Origin of the sequence: Ferviditalea candida, from assembly GCF_035282765.1 — a bacterium.
Classification (GTDB): domain Bacteria; phylum Bacillota; class Bacilli; order Paenibacillales; family KCTC-25726; genus Ferviditalea; species Ferviditalea candida.
In genome coordinates this window covers 1-17,653 of the sequence record NZ_JAYJLD010000020.1, presented here as the reverse complement: position 1 = coordinate 17,653, position 17,653 = coordinate 1, and the positions used below count along the sequence as shown (strand labels likewise).

Sequence of the window (17,653 nt, the reverse complement as noted above, 5' to 3'; positions counted from 1 at the left end):
GGAGGCGCTTGAAGATCAGGAGCTGATCCGGTTCTGATGAAACTGCTCCGGGGTCAGCAGCACTTCCCGCGGCTTGCTTCCTTCATAAGAACCGACAATGCCGTTCGCTTCCATGGAATCTATCAAGCGAGCCGCGCGCGTATATCCGATTCGCAATCTGCGCTGCAGCAAGGAAACGGACGCCTGCTTCGCTTCCACCACGATTTGCACGGCCTGCAGGTACAGCTCGTCCAACGATGCTTCCTCTTTGTCCTGCTGTTCTTCAACTTCCGGAACCAATTCCTCCCGGTATTCGGCTTTTCCCTGCGAGCTGACGAAATCGACGATCGCTTCCACTTCCTGATCGGAAACAAATGCGCCTTGGACGCGAATCGGTTTGGATTCGCCGACCGGCAAATAGAGCATGTCTCCCCGTCCGAGAAGCTTTTCGGCTCCGGCCATATCCAGAATGGTTCGCGAGTCAACCTGCGAGGAAACGCCGAAAGCAATCCTCGACGGAATATTGGCTTTAATCAATCCGGTAATGACATCGACGGACGGTCTTTGTGTAGCGATGATCAAGTGTATCCCGGCCGCGCGCGCCATTTGCGCCAGCCGGCAAATGGCATCCTCCACGTCGCCCGCCGCCACCATCATCAAATCAGCCAGCTCGTCGACGATCACGACGATGTACGGAAGCGGTTCCTCTCCTTTTTCGGTTACCAGCAGGTTATATCCTTCCACATTGCGGGTCCCCGATTTCGAGAATAATTCATACCGTTTTTCCATTTCGCTGACAACTTTTTTCAGCGCGAGCGAGGCGCGGCGGGGATCAGTCACGACCGGTGCCAAAAGATGCGGAATGCCATTGTAAACGGTCAGTTCCACCATCTTCGGATCAATCATCAAAAATTTCACTTCATCCGGCTTCGCTTTAAATAAAATACTGCTGATGATCCCGTTAATGCAGACGGATTTTCCCGATCCGGTCGCCCCTGCGACCAGAAGATGCGGCATACGGGCCAAATTTCCGACGATCGGTTGACCCGATATATCTCTGCCCAGACAAATCGACAGCTTGGACACCGATTCATGAAAGGCCGCGCTCTCCATCACTTCCCTCATGGTTACCATTGCAATTTCCATATTCGGCACCTCGATGCCGATCGCGGACTTCCCGGGAATCGGCGCCTCCATGCGCAGATCTTTGGCTGCCAGCGCAAGCGCGATATCATCAGCCAAGCCGACGATTCGACTGACCTTCACGCCGATGTCAGGCTGGATTTCGTAACGCGTCACGGCCGGCCCGCGAACAATTTCCAGCACCTTGGCCCGGACTCCGAAGCTTTCCAAGGTTGCTTCGAGCTTCCTCGCATTCGCCTTGTAATCCAAGTGCTCGGCGCCTTTACCTGCGTTCAACGGTTTTTTCAGCAGGTAGAACGGAGGAAGCTGATAAGGTACGGGAGGCTTCTCCCCTTCAGGAGAGCCGGAGAAGGCGAGCTCCTGATCCGGAAGATCTTCCTCCGCAGGCTGCTCTTTCGGAACCGTTTCCGGCAGCGGGCTTTCCACGGTTTCAACTTGCTGCTCGCTCTCATTCACCTGCTCAATAGGGAAAGCCTCATCGAGTTGTTCCGTATGATCCAGAAAATCGCGGAAATATGGAATTTTTTCATCCTGATCCGGTACGACAGCGCCATCGGTTTCGGAAGGCTCGGGCGTTTGTTCGATGAAAAGAGGCTTGTCCCCGTCCTCCTCCACGAACCGCCCCTCCTGCATCGGAGCATCGTTCTTCTCATCCGACTGCAGCAGCTGCATAAGCAGCGATTTATTCTTGCCTGCTGAACGCTTTTTCCTGTTCGGCCGCAGCGTCTCTTCATGGATATCTTCTTCCAACGGGAGAGAGGATAAGCGGGCTTGACCGAGCTTGCGGCGATGCTTCTGGGCTCTGTTTTTGCGCTTCAACAGCATCGCGATTTCCTGAAGCCTCTCTTTCAGCTTCAAGAACAGCCTGTTCATTGTGTCCCTGAATTTCCCTCCAAGCTCCACATAAGAAAAGCCGGTAACATATATGAAACCGATCGCAAAAAAAGCATACATGAATAATTTCGCTCCGATATTACCGAAGAAGAAATACAGCAGCATAAATATCAAAGCTCCGGCAAACCCTCCTCCAAGGCCTTCCTTGTAATGCACAGCATCCAAATCCGTCCGCTTCGAGGACAGATAGTCCTTCAAATTGGCATACGGTTCTTGGAGGATGGAGGAATAGCCCGGAGCATGGTTCGGGTATTGCTGTTCAATGAGCTGGAACTGCTGCAGCAGCGCAAAAGCAAATGTCAGCAGCAGCAGGCCGGTCATGCGGCTGGACCATTTGCGCGGCCATTTTCTTTTTACCATGACATGAAGTCCTATGTAAATTACCGCAAACGGAATCACAAAATAAAGATGGCCGGCCATAAACAAGCTGATGTAGCTTAAAGATCGGCCGACACTGCCCAAACCGGGAAGTTGTCCTTTTCCAGCCAAAGAAATGACCGAAAAAACAATCAGCAGGATTCCGTACATTTCATATTTAAGAATGGAATCGTTTCTTTTTTTCTTATTTCTTTTTTTTGCCAAATATCCACACCCCCGCTTGTATTATACCATATTGGCGCAGGGGCGTGTATGGGGAAAGTGAAAGCTTACTTCAGCCGCGGTGAGAATTCGATCATGCTGCCGGGAGCATATTTAGGATTTAAGTAATGCTCCGGAACGGGACTGATCAGCCTGACAATTTTAGCCTGTTGGGGATTGACAGGCTCTACCTGCATCGTTACCCCGTCGATCTCGATTTCCAAATACGGCCCCCGTTCATCATCCATTCCTTGAAACAGCAAATCCTCCGGCATGATGGTGTATATGATCATTGGACGATCCCGCCGCTCATTGTATTTTTCTGTTCTTCAATCCGCCGGTTCAATTCGGCAATGGCTTCTCCGACACCGCCAATGGCATCGATCAAGCCATATCGTACAGCATCTGGACCGATGACCGTCGTTCCGATATCCCTGGTCAATTCTCCGGTTTTGAACATCAGTTCCTTCAAATGCTCCTCGGAAATTTTGGAATGCTGGGTAACAAAACGGATGACGCGCTCCTGCATTTTTTCCAGGTATTCAAAAGTCTGCGGCACTCCGATCACCATCCCATTCAAACGGATCGGATGAATCGTCATTGTGGCCGTATCGGCAATATACGAATAATCGGCGGATACGGCAATCGGCACCCCGATGCTGTGACCACCGCCCAAAACAAGGGCAACTGTCGGCTTGGACAAGGATGATACCATTTCTGCAATCGCGAGCCCTGCCTCCACATCCCCGCCAACCGTATTCAAAATGACCAGAATTCCTTCGATCTTGCTGCTTTGTTCGGCTGCTACCAACTGCGGAATCAAATGCTCATACTTGGTCGTCTTGTTTTGCGGCGGCAACACAAGATGTCCCTCGACTTGTCCGATGATGGTCAGGCAGTAGATATTTGATTCACCGATCGGCGTTGTCGTCTGGCCCAACTGCTGGATGTTCTCGACCGTCGGATTTTTCGACTTGTCTCCTGTCTGAGGATCCTGAGCCGGGTTATCGTTTTCCATGGAATTGCCAACCAAATCGATTTCCTCCATTCCAAAACCGTAAGTAGCGAAAGCTTTTTTTAGTATGATTGCGGGCCCAAAAATTATACAATTTTTTTCATTTCTTTTTAAGCTATTTAAGATATAATTGGTTGATAATGGGGGATTGTAAGTGGACTTTTGAGGGGAGAAACGATTCGAATTTATGAGGCCTTATTTCATTTTTTTCAGCATCTTGTGTTTGACTTACGTATTAATTGCAGTGCCTGCCTTTCACCAACCTATTTCCGCACAATCGGTCTATGCCGAAACGAAAGATTTCGCTCATGCCGGAAACGGCCAAAAAACGGAGCACAACGTGTATTTCAGCAACCGGGTGGGCGTGCTCATGTATCATCACATCAGCCAAACGGTCAAAGGCCCGGCAGTGATCACACCGCAGTCGTTTCAACAGCAGCTGTCTTATTTGCAATTTGAAGGCTTTAACTTCATTACGCTTGAACAATTCCGGGAGTTCATGTCAGGCGGTCCGGTCATGAATAACGCCCTGCTGGTAACGTTTGACGACGGATATGCGAGCTTCTATTCCGATGCTTACCCGATTCTTAAGCAGTTGGACATTCCTGCAGTCAACTTCGTCATCACATCCGATCTTGATCGTCTGAAACCGGGAAAAATTCTGCATCTGTCACGGGGACAAATTCTGGACATGACGGAGCATTCCAATTTTATCGCCGTCCAACCGCATACCGATCATCTTCATTCTCTCTATAAACGAAAATCTTTGCTCATCGAAAAGCTCAATGTAAACGGAAAAATGGAAACCGAACAGCAATACGAACAACGGGTCACTCAGGATCTCACGGAATGCATCGCAAAATTAAAACCGCTGTACTCCGGCAGACTCGATTTTTTCGCTTACCCCTATGGAATGTTCAGTAAGCCGGTCGAAACGATTTTGCAAAAAACCGGAATCCGCTATGCCTTCACTGTCAAACAGGGTATGGCGACGCGGCAAGCCGATCCGTATGAAATTCCTCGATTGAATGCGGGAAGCCCAAAGCTGACCCCGGAAAAGCTCAAGCTCCGGATCTTGATCCAAACCGCACGTTCCAACCCCTTCTACGCCCAGGAAAATGTGCCTTCCCTCGCGCAAAAAGCTATCTTATTTAACAAATAAGATAGCTTTTTTAACATTTTTTATGTTCCCATTCCGTTTGAAAAGTGACGTTCCATTTATTAGGCATCGCGAATCGCGAGCCCTTAGTGACTATGCAGCTGGTTTTAAACTTCCATAATGATTGGTAAAATCATTGGTCGTCTTTTGGTTTGTTCATATAAAAATCTTCCCAATGCGTCTTTAACATGTGTTTTTAATGAAGCCCATTCGTTGACGTTCTCGCTCATCAGTTTGTTCAGGGTGCTGCTGACGATCCGGTTCGCTTCATCCAGAAGACCTTCGGATTCCCTGACATAAACGAAACCGCGCGAGATAATATCCGGTCCGGAAAGGATTTTGCCTTCCTGCTTGCTTAATGTGACGACGACCACCAGAATGCCGTCCTGCGAGAGCAGCTTGCGGTCGCGAAGAACAATATTGCCGACATCCCCCACACCCAAACCGTCGATCAGCACATTGCCGGCTTGCACCTTCGAACCTTTGCGGGCTGTGCCGTTCTGGATTTCCACTGTATCGCCGTTGTCGATAATAAAGATATTCTCCTTCTCGACGCCTACGGATTCCGCCAGCAGAGCATGCTGTCTAAGCATGCGGTATTCCCCGTGAATCGGAATGAAATACTTGGGACGCATAAAGTTCAGCATCAATTTCAATTCTTCCTGGCTGCCGTGACCCGAAACGTGAACGCCGGAAATGGATCCCGGACCGTAAATCACATTAGCGCCCAGTCTGAATAATTCATCGACAGTTCGTCCCACGTATTTTTCGTTCCCGGGGATCGGGGTGGCTGCGATAACGACCGTATCGCCAGGCAGAATATCTACTTTTCGATGTGTCGATCTGGCCATGCGCGTCAGCGCGGACATCGGTTCACCCTGGCTGCCCGTTGAAAGGATGACCACACGGTCGGCAGGAAGCTTGTTCACTTCCTCCGGCTCGATCAGCATTCCATCCGGGATGTACAAATATCCCAGCTCGGTAGCAATAGTCACTACGTTGACCATGCTTCTGCCCACGACGGTCAGCTTCCTCCCGGTAACTAAAGCCGCTTCGATTACCTGCTGAATCCTGTGAACATTGGAAGCGAATGTAGCAACGACTACGCGCTGCTTCGCTCTTCGGAACACTTCTTCCAGCTCCTTGCCGACACTGCGTTCCGATCCGGTAAAGCCCGGACGCTCCGCATTGGTGCTGTCCGAGAGCAGAGCAAGTACACCTTTATGTCCGATTTCACCCATCCGGTGCAAATCCGCATATTGTTCGTTTACCGGAGTCTGATCGAATTTGAAGTCTCCCGTGTGAACAACGACGCCCTCTGGAGTTTCCAGACAGACACCAACGGAATCCGGAATGCTGTGATTCGTTCTGAAGAAAGAAGCGGTCATGCAGCCCAGTGGAATCACGGAATCCGCTTTAATCAGAATGCGCTTGGTCTCACCGAGCAAATTCGCTTCCTTCAGCTTGCTCTCCACCAGTCCGAGCGTCAGCTTTGTACCGTAAACCGGAACATTCAGGTTTTTAAGCACATACGGAAGGCCTCCGATATGGTCCTCATGGCCGTGGGTCAGCAAAATTCCTCTTACCTTATCCCGATGTTCAAGCAGATAGGAGATATCCGGAATCACGATATCGATTCCAAGCATTTCCTCCTCTGGAAATTTCAAACCTGAGTCAATCACTACAATGTCATTTGCGTACTGTACCACATACATATTCTTACCAATCTCGCCCACGCCGCCCAGAGCGAAAATGGTCAATTTATCCATATTCTTTTTTGACAAGTCTATACCTCCTATACAATTTAGCGACGATCATTGGTAATCAAACCAAACCATTTATAAAAACCGCACCAGTCACTTCGAAATTATTATACATGAACACGAATCCATAAAACAAGTCGATGGGCGCTTCTGCCGATTACTTGAGGTTGAACAGGGCTTGAATGCTTTGGCGTTCGCTTTCAGACGGCATGACCAACGGCAGTCTGACTTCCCCCGTTTCAATTCCGTGCAGCTGAAGCGCAAATTTAACCGGTCCCGGGCTGGGTGAAATAAACAGGCCAGTGAATATAGGCATCAATTTACGGTGCATTTTGGCTGCTTCCGCTAAATGTCCGTCAAAGAAAAGCCGGATCATCTCCTGCATTTCCCTGCCGATCACGTGGGCAGTCACACTGACAATTCCATGGCCGCCGATGGCAAGCACGGGGAGCGTCATCGGGTCGTCGCCGGTGTAGACCGTAAAGCCGTCTTTGGCATTTTCGATGATATAGGAAGTCTGCTCCAGTGTGCCGCATTCTTTGGTCGCAACGATATTATCAATTTCAGACAACCGCACGGTCGTCTCGGCCGCAATATCCACGCCGGTCCGCTTCGGAATGTTGTAAAGCATCACAGGAAGCGAAGTGCTCTCAGCAATGGCTTTAAAATGCCGGTACAGCCCCTCCTGATTCGGGCGGTTATAATAAGGCGCCACCTGCAGAATGGCGTCGACACCCGTTTTTTCGGCTTCCTTCGTCAAATGGATGGAATGCTCGGTGTTGTTGCTTCCCGTTCCGGCAATAATCTTGCAACGGCCGTTGGCATGTTTGACTGCAAAATCGAACAGCTCGAGTCTTTCCTCGTCGCTTAGGGTCGGAGATTCTCCGGTTGTGCCGCTGATAACCAATCCTTCATTCTGCTGCTCTTCGATAAGATAATCGATCAGTCTGGCCGTCCGGTTCCAATCGATTTGCAGATTTTGGTCAAACGGGGTGACCATCGCGGTGATGACTCTTCCAAAATCCACTAAGGGTTCCTCCTTAACAGCTAATATAATTTATGACTAAATAAATTATTGACTTACCTGCTCCTCATGAAGCTGAAATTTGCGGTGCAGGGCTCTCACCGCCCTGGCCATATTGTGATGAGCGACAAGAACCCAAATCGTCGTATTGGAATCCGCCGACTGAAGAATCGGAATATCTTCCTCGGTTAAAGCTTCAACGATTCTCGCCATGATGCCCGGAACCCCGTTCATGCCTCCGCCGATTACGGAAACCTTAGCACAATGTGAAGAAATCTCCGGTTCATATCCCATTTCATGAAGAATCCGTGCAGCTCTTTCGGCTTCGGTGTCGAACACCGTATACACAATCCCCGAAGGATTCACATTGATAAAATCAACGCTGATTTGATTTTCAGCCATCGCCTTAAATACTTTAAGATGCAGATCATATTGTCCTGCTGCAGAAAAGAGACGGATTTGCGAAACATCCGACACATACGCAATCCCGGTTACAAACTTGTCGAGGATTCGCGGATGCTGCCGCTTGATATTATCGGCGCTTGTCACCAGCGTCCCTTCGTCATCTGAGAACGTAGAGCGGACGCGAATCGGAATCCCGGCCTGCATGGCAATTTCAACCGCTCTGGGATGAATCACCTTGGCTCCATGATAGGCCATGTTGCATATTTCACCGTATGTCACTTCAAACAGAGGTTTTGCTTCCTCTACAATTCGCGGGTCTGCCGTCAATATACCGTTGACATCGGTGAAGATGTCTACATATTCGGCTTTCAACGCCGCTCCCAGGGCAGTTGCGGTCGTATCGCTTCCCCCTCTGCCCAAGGTCGTGAGGTCACCTTGCGCGGTTCTCCCTTGAAAGCCGGCAACGATCACCACCAGGTCCTTCTGCAGGAACTCCAATATTCGATCGGGCTGAACGGAAATAATATGGGCATTTCCGAACTGATCGTTCGTCAGGATGCCCGCCTGTCCCCCGCTTAAAACGACAGATGGTATGGAACGAGCATTCAGCAGGCTGCAAAGGGTGGCTGCGGAAATAATTTCGCCGCAGCCGAGCAGCATGTCTTTTTCCCTTGCCGGAAGCTGATTCCCGTTTGACGCAATCCAATCCAATAAGGTATCTGTTGCGAAGGAATCCCCTTTTCTGCCCATGGCGGAAACAGTCACAACCAATTTGTACCCTTGCAAAAGCGCATTTTGAATATGATGTATGGCATGTTCTCTGGCCTGAGCCGTGGACAGGGAGGTTCCTCCGAATTTTTGCACAAGAATCGGCAAATTTTCTTCCCCCTGACCCTATGTCAAAATCCGTCGAAGCTGATCAAGTCCTAGGAACTAATTTCATCGCGAGCCCTTACTGTTGAATGGCAATATATTCGGCAATTTGCACGGCGTTCCACGCCGCACCCTTCAGCAGATTATCGGACACAATCCACATATTCAATGCGCGGTTATTGTACAGGTCTTTGCGAATGCGTCCGACAAAAACATCCAATTTCCCGGCGGCATCGGTTGCCAAAGGATAGCGCTGATTTGCCGGATCGTCGACGACCACAACTCCTGGCGCGTCGGATAACAGCGATCTGACATCCTCAATCTCAAAATCGTTTTTCAATTCAACGTACACGGATTCCGAGTGGCCATAAACGACAGGAATCCGCACACAGGTCGCCGTTACTTTCAAAGAGTCGTCGCCCATGATTTTTTGGGTTTCCCTGATCATTTTCATTTCTTCCAAGGTAAACCCGTTATCCTCAAATTTGTCGATTTGCGGAATCGCATTGAACGCGATTTGATGTTTGACCGGCAGTGAGCCCACAGGAAGAATCTGCGGCTCAGGATCATTGCCCTCGAGGATTTCCTTCGACTGCCTCATCGTTTCCGCAATCGCCTTTGATCCGGCACCGGAGACGGCTTGATAGGTCGATACGATAATCCTGTCGATACCGTAACGGTCATACAACGGCTTCAGCGCCGCCACCATCTGAATCGTCGAACAGTTGGGATTGGCGATAATGCCTTTGTGTTCATTAATTTTATCCATGTTGACTTCAGGGACGATCAACGGTGTTTCCGGATCCATCCGAAACGCATTGGTATTGTCGATACAGACCGCGCCGCTTCGGACGGCGTGGGGGACCAGCTCCTTGCTGATCGCTCCGCCTGCGCTGAATAAGGCGATATCGACATCCTTAAAGCTTTCTGGTGTCGCTTCCTCGACGATAATATCCTGACCCTTGAATTTCAGTTTCAATCCGGCGGATTTGGAGGATGCCAACAGTTTCAGCCGATTCACCGGAAAATTGCGTTCTTCCAGTAATTTGATAATTTGTTCGCCTACTGCTCCGGTTGCTCCGACAACTGCAACATTAAACAATTTTTGATTCTGCATGGAGATCTTCCCCTTTTCCGATAATAAAAAATAAGAAAAACTGCTATCGAAGTGCTTCCAAGCAACCGGACTGCGTGAATGGAAGTTTTCGCATCCTTTCTTGTGCGAACCGCCCCGGATCGCGGGCTTCAACGAAGAGACGGTTAAGTCGTGAACGGATACTTGTATCTTTCAATGATCAGCGGTTGAAGCTGTCTGCCTTCCAGGGCCGCTGCACAGGTTTCCATGATCAAATCCATTTTCGCGACCAAAGAATTCGGTTTTTTCTCCGGCGCGTCCTGTCCAAAAGGTACAAAGTAAATATGTTTGGCAGAAAGCAGCTTGGCGATATTGGCGGCATTCAAGCCCAAGCCGTCGTTGGTGGAAATGGCCAAAACAACCGGTCTTTGATTTCTCATCTGTGCTTTCGCTGCCATCAGCACCGGGGTTTCCGTCATCGCATTCGCCAGCTTGCTGGTCGTATTGCCCGTACAAGGAGCAATCACCAGGATATCAAGCAGTTTGGATGGCCCTAAAGGCTCCGCTTCTACAATTGAAGAAATAATATCATTCCCCGTTATTTCTTTCAACTGTTTTTGCCAATCCTCCGCTTTGCCGAACCTGGTATCGGTCGTCAGCAGAGAATGTGAAACAATCGGATGCACCTTTGCCCCGGCTTTAACGAACCGACCGATTTCGGGCATGACCTCCTCAAAGGTGCAGTGCGATCCCGACAAGGCAAATCCGACATTTTTACCATTCCAATTCATTCCGCATTCCTCCGTTTACCGGTATCCTCCAATATCAACTGGCAGAGGGTGTTTGCAATAATCCGACCCGCCGTTTTCGGAGCCACGATTCCGGGCAATCCGGGCGCCAAGATCGACTTTATGCCCCGCTTTTCGGCAAACCTGAAATCGGTTCCGCCAGGCTTGGAGGCAAGGTCGATAATGATCGCCCGGGGAGGAATTTGCGCAATGACTTGTGCTGTGACTATCATAGTCGGAATTGTGTTAAAAATCAAGTCGATATTGGAAACTTCCAAGGCCAGTTGATCTATATAAAAGGGATCGAAACCCATTTCCCACGCCCGCGCAAAATGTTCCTTCCGGCGGACTCCGACGCGCACATGCGCACCCAATCCTTTCAGCACTCTTGCCAGCGTCTTCCCCGTTCTGCCCATCCCAAGCACCATGCATTCCGAACCGTGTATCGTAATATCGGTATTCTGAATGGCCATCATCAGCGCGCCTTCAGCCGTAGGTATCGAATTGTAAATCGCCACGTCATCCAAATCGAATAATTCCACCAATTCGATCTGCGCGTTGGAGCAAAGCTGAATGAGATAAGGCTTTGCCATTCCGGTATAGACTTTCGCATGCTTCGGCAAACTGGAAATATGCTCCTCTGTCAGCCGAATCGACTGGGAAGAGAAGATCGTTTCCACTCCGCCCGCGTCATCCGTGCCGACCGGAGGTAAAACCAGCGCGTCTAGATTCATGAACACCTTGGGATCCATCTCCTCCTTGGTGACACCGCTGAATGAACTCTGCAGGTTGTCAAACCCGATCAAAGTGACCGTTGCGTCCATTTCTGAAAATTTTCGGATCACTTCGATTTGCCGGGCATCACCTCCGACCAATGCCACCTGAATGCCTGTTAGCATCTGTCCTAACGCTCCTTTCCGACGCAATTACAATGATATCTTATGCGAGCGCCCAGATTTGGTGACAGCGGAGAAAAGATGCACGTAATTTGCGGCTCCCGCCGAATCCCCGCAATGCAAATCATGTAAAAAAGCCGCCCCTCAACAGATTTCTCTGCTGTGGGACAGCCCCTCGCACAAATAACAAAACGGAATAATGCGCGCGTCTATTTTCCGGTATGGCCGAAGCCTCCCTCACCCCGTTCGGTTTCGGAGAGCTCGGATACCTGTTCGAATAAAATTTCCGGAACCACTTGAAAGACCATTTGGGCGATGCGCTCATTTCGTTGAATGACGAACGGTTCGCTGCCATGGTTGATCAGGAGCACTTTGACCTCGCCTCGGTAATCGGCGTCAATCGTTCCCGGCGAATTCAACGCCGTGATCCCGTGCTTCAGTGCCAGTCCGCTGCGCGGTCGGACTTGAGCTTCCAATCCTTGCGGGATGGCGAGCGCGAATCCGGTGGGAATCAGCGTTCGCTCGCCCGGATTCAGCGCCACGGGCTCCGCTACCGCGGCGTGAATGTCAAAACCGCTGGCCAATGAGGACATCTGCCGCGGCAGTATGATATCTTCGCAACCCGGCATGCGTTTAATTTCCACCTTGTATGACAAGCTGATCCCTCCTAAAGTTCTTTAATGCTTCTTCGGATTGACCTACCATGGAAAACGAAAACGGCTCGGTAAAAATCCGCTTCGTCATCTCCAGGATATCCTCCATAGTGACACTGTCGATTTTTTCGATCATTTCGTCCAACGAATAATGCTTGCCCAGAATCAGCTCATTCTTTCCAATCCGGTTCATCCGGCTGCTTGTGCTTTCCAGGCTGAGGATCAGGCTGCCTTTCAGCTGCTCTTTTCCCTGAGCCAGTTCTTTATCGCTCAGTCCGTTCCGGCGGATTTCATCAAGCACATCCAGAGTGACCTTCAGCACTTCCTCGGTTTGCTTGGGGGCGGTGCCTGCATAGATTGTGAATAAACCGCTGTCGATAAAAGCGGAATGATAGGAATAAATCGAATAGGCCAGCCCCCTCTTTTCCCGAACCTCCTGAAACAGCCGGGAGCTCATGCCCCCCCCGATCGCATTGTTCAGCATCACCATGGCGTATAGCCGGTCATCATCGGTTGAGCAGCCCGGGAGCGACAGGCAAAAGTGGTTCTGCTCCGTCGTCTTGGCATGAAAAATATGCCCTCCAAGAAACTCGGGAACCGGCTGAGACCGCTCGATGCCGAGGTTGGCATAGGAGCCGAAGTGCTTGTCAATCAAATCGATGACATTGTTATTGATATTGCCGGCCACACTAATCACGGTATTTTCTATGGTATAATACTCTTTCATATATTTTCGCAAATCTTCCGAATGCAATTCGCCCAAAATGTCTTCCGTGCCCAGAATGGAATAACCAAGCGAATGAGAACCGTACGCCGCGCGGGTTACCAAATCATGCACCATATCGTCCGGAGTGTCCTCGTACATGGAGATTTCTTCAAAGATCACATTCTTTTCTTTCCGCAATTCTTCTCCATCCAGCAGCGAATGAAAGAACATGTCCGCCAGCACATCCACTGCGATCGGCAGATGGCGGTCCAGAACCTTAGCGTAGTAGCAGGTATATTCCTTGGCGGTAAACGCATTGACATTTCCGCCGATTCCGTCAAAGATCTCGGCAATTTCCCGGACACTGTACTTTTCTGTTCCTTTGAACAGCATATGCTCAATTAAATGAGAAATCCCGTTGTTTTCGGGAGATTCATTGCGGGAGCCGGTTTTGACCCAAATCCCGAATGAGACCGAACGCATGGTGGGGATTTCTTCATATACAATTCGCAATCCGTTGTCAAGCTGAACCTTCTTCACACATTATCCTCCTATGAATGTTAAGAAAAAGTCCTTTCAAGCGGAAACTTAAAAATTCTGTGGTAAAAAAATCACATCCCTATACTATCAGAAATTTCTCGGCGTCACAATATCGGGCACCCGCTTGGTTGAAAGCAATTCACTGACGGTTCCCAGCACAAGCCCCCTGTTTTTGATTTCTTTGATCATTGCAGGAAGCGCGGCGCTGGAAGAGCGGGTCGGATGCATCAAAATCAGCGAACCGGGCTCAAGCCGGCTGGAAATTCTGCGGATGATCCAATCGGGAGAGGGATTTTTCCAATCGACGGTGTCAATTGTCCATAAAACGGTTTTCAAATGAAGCCGGTTAGCCAAGTTCACGGTGTTTTGATTGAAATCTCCAGAGGGCGGAGCAAATAAATTGTTTTGTACATTCAACTGCTTCAGCAGCTTTTCCGTCTTCAAGATTTCGTTTTCCGCCGCCGCATCGCTCAGCTTGCTCATGTTTTTATGGGAATAGGCGTGATTGGAGAGCTCATGGCCTTCTTTCATGATTTGTTCCGCGATGCTTTTGTTTTTGCTCAGCCAGCTTCCATCCAAAAAGAAAGTGGCGTGCACATTTTCATCCCGCAGAGTTTTCAGGATGGAAGGGATATATTCGTTTCCCCAGGCAACATTAATCATAATCGCGACCATCGGTTTTTTCGGATTCCCTTTGTAAATCGGATTCGGCTCCAAATCCTCCAAATTGATAGCCGGAGGAATCTCTTTAAAGACATAAGGAATCGGATCATCCAGCTTTTTCTCCATAGCCAGCTTGTACGTTTTATCGACATCCACCTCAAGCCCGTTGTAGCCCGGTATCGCCTTCCATACCCGGTCGATCACGGCATTTTCCGGCGCGATCCGAAACTCATCCGCCTTTTTTTGAATTCGCTGCAGCAGGTTGCTTTTTCCGTCTCTCCCCGTGAGCATCCGGTCAAAAACCTGCTCATACTGGCCGCCGCCTTTATGGGAACTCACCGATTGCAGCTTGACCAAATCAATGAAGGATTCCACAGGTTGGGACTGGCCCAGCATCCAGTAGATTAACAAAAAAAAGACAGCGAAGATCGCAATTTTGGTTGCACGCATACAGCGCTCTACTCCTCGTACCAGTTTGTCCTAATACTTATGATGATGGTAACGGGAATAGAACCAAAATAAAAAAAGCTTCTATTGAAGCCTTTTCAAAGCTGTCGCCGAGTCCTTCTTGAGCGGTAGCTTTTTATGCCGGTCAGAAAGTCTATTCGCTTTAACACTTTAGCGAACATAAACTTTCCGATGCGGTAAAAAAACTCTATCGAGGCCAGTCCGCTGATGAGCGACCGCGTGAGGTTGTTATGCCAATTCTTCAAGGACGATTCGGCATGCCATTTTCATCACCTGAAGGTGCCGAGAAAATGGCATAGCGTCCATCTCCTTGCTTGCGTTCAATTGATTGTCATGTCATTGCGGCTTGGAAGCCTCCTGGGAGGCAAGCACGGCTTTGCGTGAAAGATTGACTCTGCCTTGGGAATCAATTTCCGTCACTTTGACGGTAATGCTGTCGCCCAAGGAAACCACATCCTCGACTTTCGCGACTCTTTCCGTAGACAGTTGGGAAATGTGAACAAGACCTTCTTTGCCGGGCAAAATTTCTACAAACGCCCCGAATTTCTCAATTCTTTTAACTGTACCGAGATAGGTTTCGCCGACGACCACTTCACGCACGATATTCTCGATCGATTTCCGCGCTTTTTCATTCATGGCCACATCGGGAGAAGTGATATACACTCTGCCATCCTGCTCGATATCGATTTTTACGCCGGTTTCTTCAATGATCTTATTGATGATTTTACCTCCAGGCCCGATCACCTCGCGGATCTTGTCGGGATGAATCTGCATGGTGATAATTTTTGGCGCATACGGAGACAGATCTTTCTTGGGCTCGCCGATCGTTCCAAGCATTTTGTTGAGGATGAACAATCTTCCTTCTCTGGCCTGTTCCAAGGCGCTGGCCAGAATTTTCCGGTCGATTCCATCGATCTTGATGTCCATTTGAATCGCTGTGACGCCTTGAGCAGTGCCGGCCACTTTGAAGTCCATGTCGCCCAAATGATCTTCCATTCCTTGAATATCCGTCAGAATGGAGACATGCTCGCCGTCTTTGATCAATCCCATCGCCACGCCTGCAACCGGCGCTTTAATCGGCACGCCCGCATCCATCATCGCCATTGTGCTTGCGCAGATGCTGGCTTGAGACGTCGATCCGTTGGATTCCAGCACCTCGGAGACGAGACGAATGGTGTACGGGAATTCCGATTCCGGAGGAAGAACCTTCTCCAAAGCTCGCTCACCGAGAGCGCCGTGACCGATTTCCCTTCTTCCCGGTGCGCGCAGCGGCCGCGCTTCCCCAACGCTGAAAGGCGGAAAATTATAATGGTGCATAAAGCGTTTCGATTCTTCCAGATCCAATCCGTCCAGAATCTGAACATCGCCGAGCGCTCCGAGCGTACAAACGCTGAGGGCTTGGGTTTGTCCGCGCGTGAACAGTCCGGAGCCGTGTGTTCGCGGCAGCAGCCCGATTTCACATTCAATCGGCCGAATCTCGGTTAAGGCTCGTCCATCCGGTCTGATTTTGTCGTGTGTGATCAAACGACGCACTTCAGTTTTTACAATTTTATGTAACGCCTCGTTAACTTCACCCAGCAATTCCGGTTTTTCCGCATACACTTGGGTAAAATGCTCCATCGCTTCTGCATGGATGGCATCGATGGCTGCTTGCCGGGCATGTTTTTCCGGAATGCGAATCGCTTCCACCATGCGCGCTTCGGCATAGTCGTTAACCTGTCTTTCAACTTCCTTGTCCAATTCCTTGAGCTTGACTTCCATTTTCGGCTTGCCGGCAATCTCGACCAGCTTTTCCTGGACGGCTACAATGCTCTTGATGGTATTATGCCCGAACATGATCGCTTCGAGCATCACTTCCTCGGGAACCTCATTCGCTTCGGCCTCCACCATCATGATCGCATCCTTGGTCCCGGCTACGACCAAATAAATGTCGCTTTCTTTGCTTTGTTCCACTGTCGGATTGATGACAAAATCACCATTGATCCGGCCCACGACCACACCGCCGATCGGTCCGTTGAACGGAATGTCGGAAATGCTCAATGCCGCAGAAGTTCCGATCATTGCGGAAATTTCCGGGGAACAATCCTGATCCACACTCATCACGATGGACACAATTTGCACATCGTTGCGGAACCCGTCCGGAAACAGCGGGCGAATCGGCCTGTCTGTCAAGCGGCTGGCGAGGATCGCTTTCTGGCTCGGGCGGCCTTCCCGTTTAATAAATCCCCCGGGTATTTTGCCGACCGCATACAATCTTTCTTCATAGTTAACCGTTAAAGGAAAAAAATCCAGATCTTTGGGCTCCGAAGAAGCAGTTACCGTGCAGAGCACAACCGTTTCACCGTAACGGACGGTAACCGCCGCATTAGCCTGCTTGGCAAGTTTCCCGGTTTCCAGGATCAGCGGCCTGCCACCTAGTTCCATTTCGACTCTTTGTTCCATATACTCACTCCTCGATCACAAATCGCATGTCGTTTATACAAGCATTATGCATAAATACCATACCATTAATTCTTCATATTGAGTAGTATTTCCTGTATTTCAAAAAACAAATAATACCACTTTTACCCGTCGCGCTATCGAAAACATAATAAAACAACCAAGTTATTCGCCATCCTTTGAAACGACGGCAAACAACATGGTTGCAGGTAAACTTATCTTCTCAGACCCAGTCTTTCGATCAAAGCGCTGTACCGGTTAACATCCTTGTTCTTCAGATAAGCCAACAGCTTGCGGCGCTGACCTACCATTTTCAGCAAGCCCCGTCGGGAATGGTGATCCTTTTTGTGCTCCCGAAGATGCTCTGTCAGATTCACGATGTTTTCGGTAAGGATAGCGATCTGTACTTCCGGAGAACCTGTATCGGCTTCATGAGTTTTATAGGTCTCGATAAGCTGCTGTTTGCGTTCCTGCGTAATTGCCATCCTTTTCACCTCCCTCAATAAATTAATGTTTTCTTCGTTTTTCTCGCTTTTACGCATGTTTTCATCTTTGACGCACGAAGCGCTTGAGGATAATATTTGACGAAGA

The 17,653-nt window shown here is 49.5% G+C and carries 15 protein-coding genes; 1 reads left to right on the top strand and 14 read right to left on the bottom strand.

Going from position 1 to position 17,653, the window contains the following annotated elements:
* Window positions 1-15 precede the first annotated feature (15 nt).
* From VF724_RS13345 to VF724_RS13335, 3 genes are all read right to left on the bottom strand, one after another.
* Window positions 16-2,598 (bottom strand): DNA translocase FtsK, encoded by a 2,583-nt coding sequence (locus VF724_RS13345; protein ID WP_371754751.1) that lies wholly within the window; start codon window positions 2,596-2,598, stop codon window positions 16-18.
* Window positions 2,599-2,663: 65 nt separating this feature from the next.
* On the bottom strand, window positions 2,664-2,888 hold the full coding sequence (locus VF724_RS13340; RefSeq protein ID WP_371754750.1) for a YlzJ-like family protein: 225 nt from the start codon (window positions 2,886-2,888) through the stop codon (window positions 2,664-2,666).
* Complete coding sequence (locus VF724_RS13335; protein ID WP_371754801.1) at window positions 2,885-3,613, bottom strand: ClpP family protease; 729 nt, start codon at window positions 3,611-3,613, stop codon at window positions 2,885-2,887. The genes VF724_RS13340 and VF724_RS13335 overlap by 4 nt, the downstream gene beginning before the upstream one ends.
* A 220-nt stretch (window positions 3,614-3,833) precedes the next feature.
* On the opposite strand from VF724_RS13335, the gene VF724_RS13330 reads away from it, so the two are divergent.
* A complete protein-coding gene (locus VF724_RS13330; protein WP_371754749.1) occupies window positions 3,834-4,772 on the top strand; it encodes a polysaccharide deacetylase family protein in 939 nt (312 codons plus the stop codon).
* Between the two features lie 104 nt (window positions 4,773-4,876).
* Here the strand turns inward: VF724_RS13330 and VF724_RS13325 are convergent, their stop codons facing one another.
* The 11 genes from VF724_RS13325 to rpsO form a co-directional block, all read right to left on the bottom strand.
* Window positions 4,877-6,553 carry a ribonuclease J gene (locus VF724_RS13325; RefSeq protein ID WP_371754748.1) on the bottom strand — a complete coding sequence of 559 codons (1,677 nt, stop codon included), beginning with the start codon at window positions 6,551-6,553 and terminating at the stop codon, window positions 4,877-4,879.
* Window positions 6,554-6,689: 136 nt separating this feature from the next.
* Window positions 6,690-7,559, bottom strand: coding sequence for a 4-hydroxy-tetrahydrodipicolinate synthase (gene dapA / locus VF724_RS13320; RefSeq protein WP_371754747.1), 870 nt, complete (start codon window positions 7,557-7,559; stop codon window positions 6,690-6,692).
* Window positions 7,560-7,604: 45 nt separating this feature from the next.
* Window positions 7,605-8,837 (bottom strand): aspartate kinase, encoded by a 1,233-nt coding sequence (gene dapG / locus VF724_RS13315; protein WP_371754746.1) that lies wholly within the window; start codon window positions 8,835-8,837, stop codon window positions 7,605-7,607.
* Window positions 8,838-8,913: 76 nt separating this feature from the next.
* Window positions 8,914-9,951 carry an aspartate-semialdehyde dehydrogenase gene (locus tag VF724_RS13310; protein ID WP_371754745.1) on the bottom strand — a complete coding sequence of 346 codons (1,038 nt, stop codon included), beginning with the start codon at window positions 9,949-9,951 and terminating at the stop codon, window positions 8,914-8,916.
* A gap of 143 nt (window positions 9,952-10,094) precedes the next feature.
* Window positions 10,095-10,700, bottom strand: coding sequence for a dipicolinate synthase subunit B (locus tag VF724_RS13305; protein WP_371754744.1), 606 nt, complete (start codon window positions 10,698-10,700; stop codon window positions 10,095-10,097).
* Window positions 10,697-11,596: a dipicolinate synthase subunit DpsA gene (dpsA, locus tag VF724_RS13300; RefSeq protein ID WP_371754743.1), complete on the bottom strand. Its 900-nt coding sequence runs from the start codon at window positions 11,594-11,596 to the stop codon at window positions 10,697-10,699. Before dpsA ends, VF724_RS13305 begins: the two co-directional genes overlap by 4 nt.
* A 206-nt stretch (window positions 11,597-11,802) precedes the next feature.
* Window positions 11,803-12,222, bottom strand: a complete 420-nt coding sequence (dut, locus tag VF724_RS13295) for a dUTP diphosphatase (protein WP_371754800.1) — start codon at window positions 12,220-12,222, stop codon at window positions 11,803-11,805.
* A gap of 4 nt (window positions 12,223-12,226) precedes the next feature.
* A complete protein-coding gene (locus VF724_RS13290; protein WP_371754742.1) occupies window positions 12,227-13,492 on the bottom strand; it encodes a M16 family metallopeptidase in 1,266 nt (421 codons plus the stop codon).
* Between the two features lie 87 nt (window positions 13,493-13,579).
* Window positions 13,580-14,605, bottom strand: a complete 1,026-nt coding sequence (locus tag VF724_RS13285) for a polysaccharide deacetylase family protein (protein ID WP_371754741.1) — start codon at window positions 14,603-14,605, stop codon at window positions 13,580-13,582.
* A gap of 354 nt (window positions 14,606-14,959) precedes the next feature.
* Window positions 14,960-17,065 carry a polyribonucleotide nucleotidyltransferase gene (pnp, locus tag VF724_RS13280; protein ID WP_371754740.1) on the bottom strand — a complete coding sequence of 702 codons (2,106 nt, stop codon included), beginning with the start codon at window positions 17,063-17,065 and terminating at the stop codon, window positions 14,960-14,962.
* Window positions 17,066-17,277: 212 nt separating this feature from the next.
* Window positions 17,278-17,547, bottom strand: coding sequence for a 30S ribosomal protein S15 (gene rpsO, locus VF724_RS13275; RefSeq protein WP_371754739.1), 270 nt, complete (start codon window positions 17,545-17,547; stop codon window positions 17,278-17,280).
* Window positions 17,548-17,653: the final 106 nt, after the last annotated feature.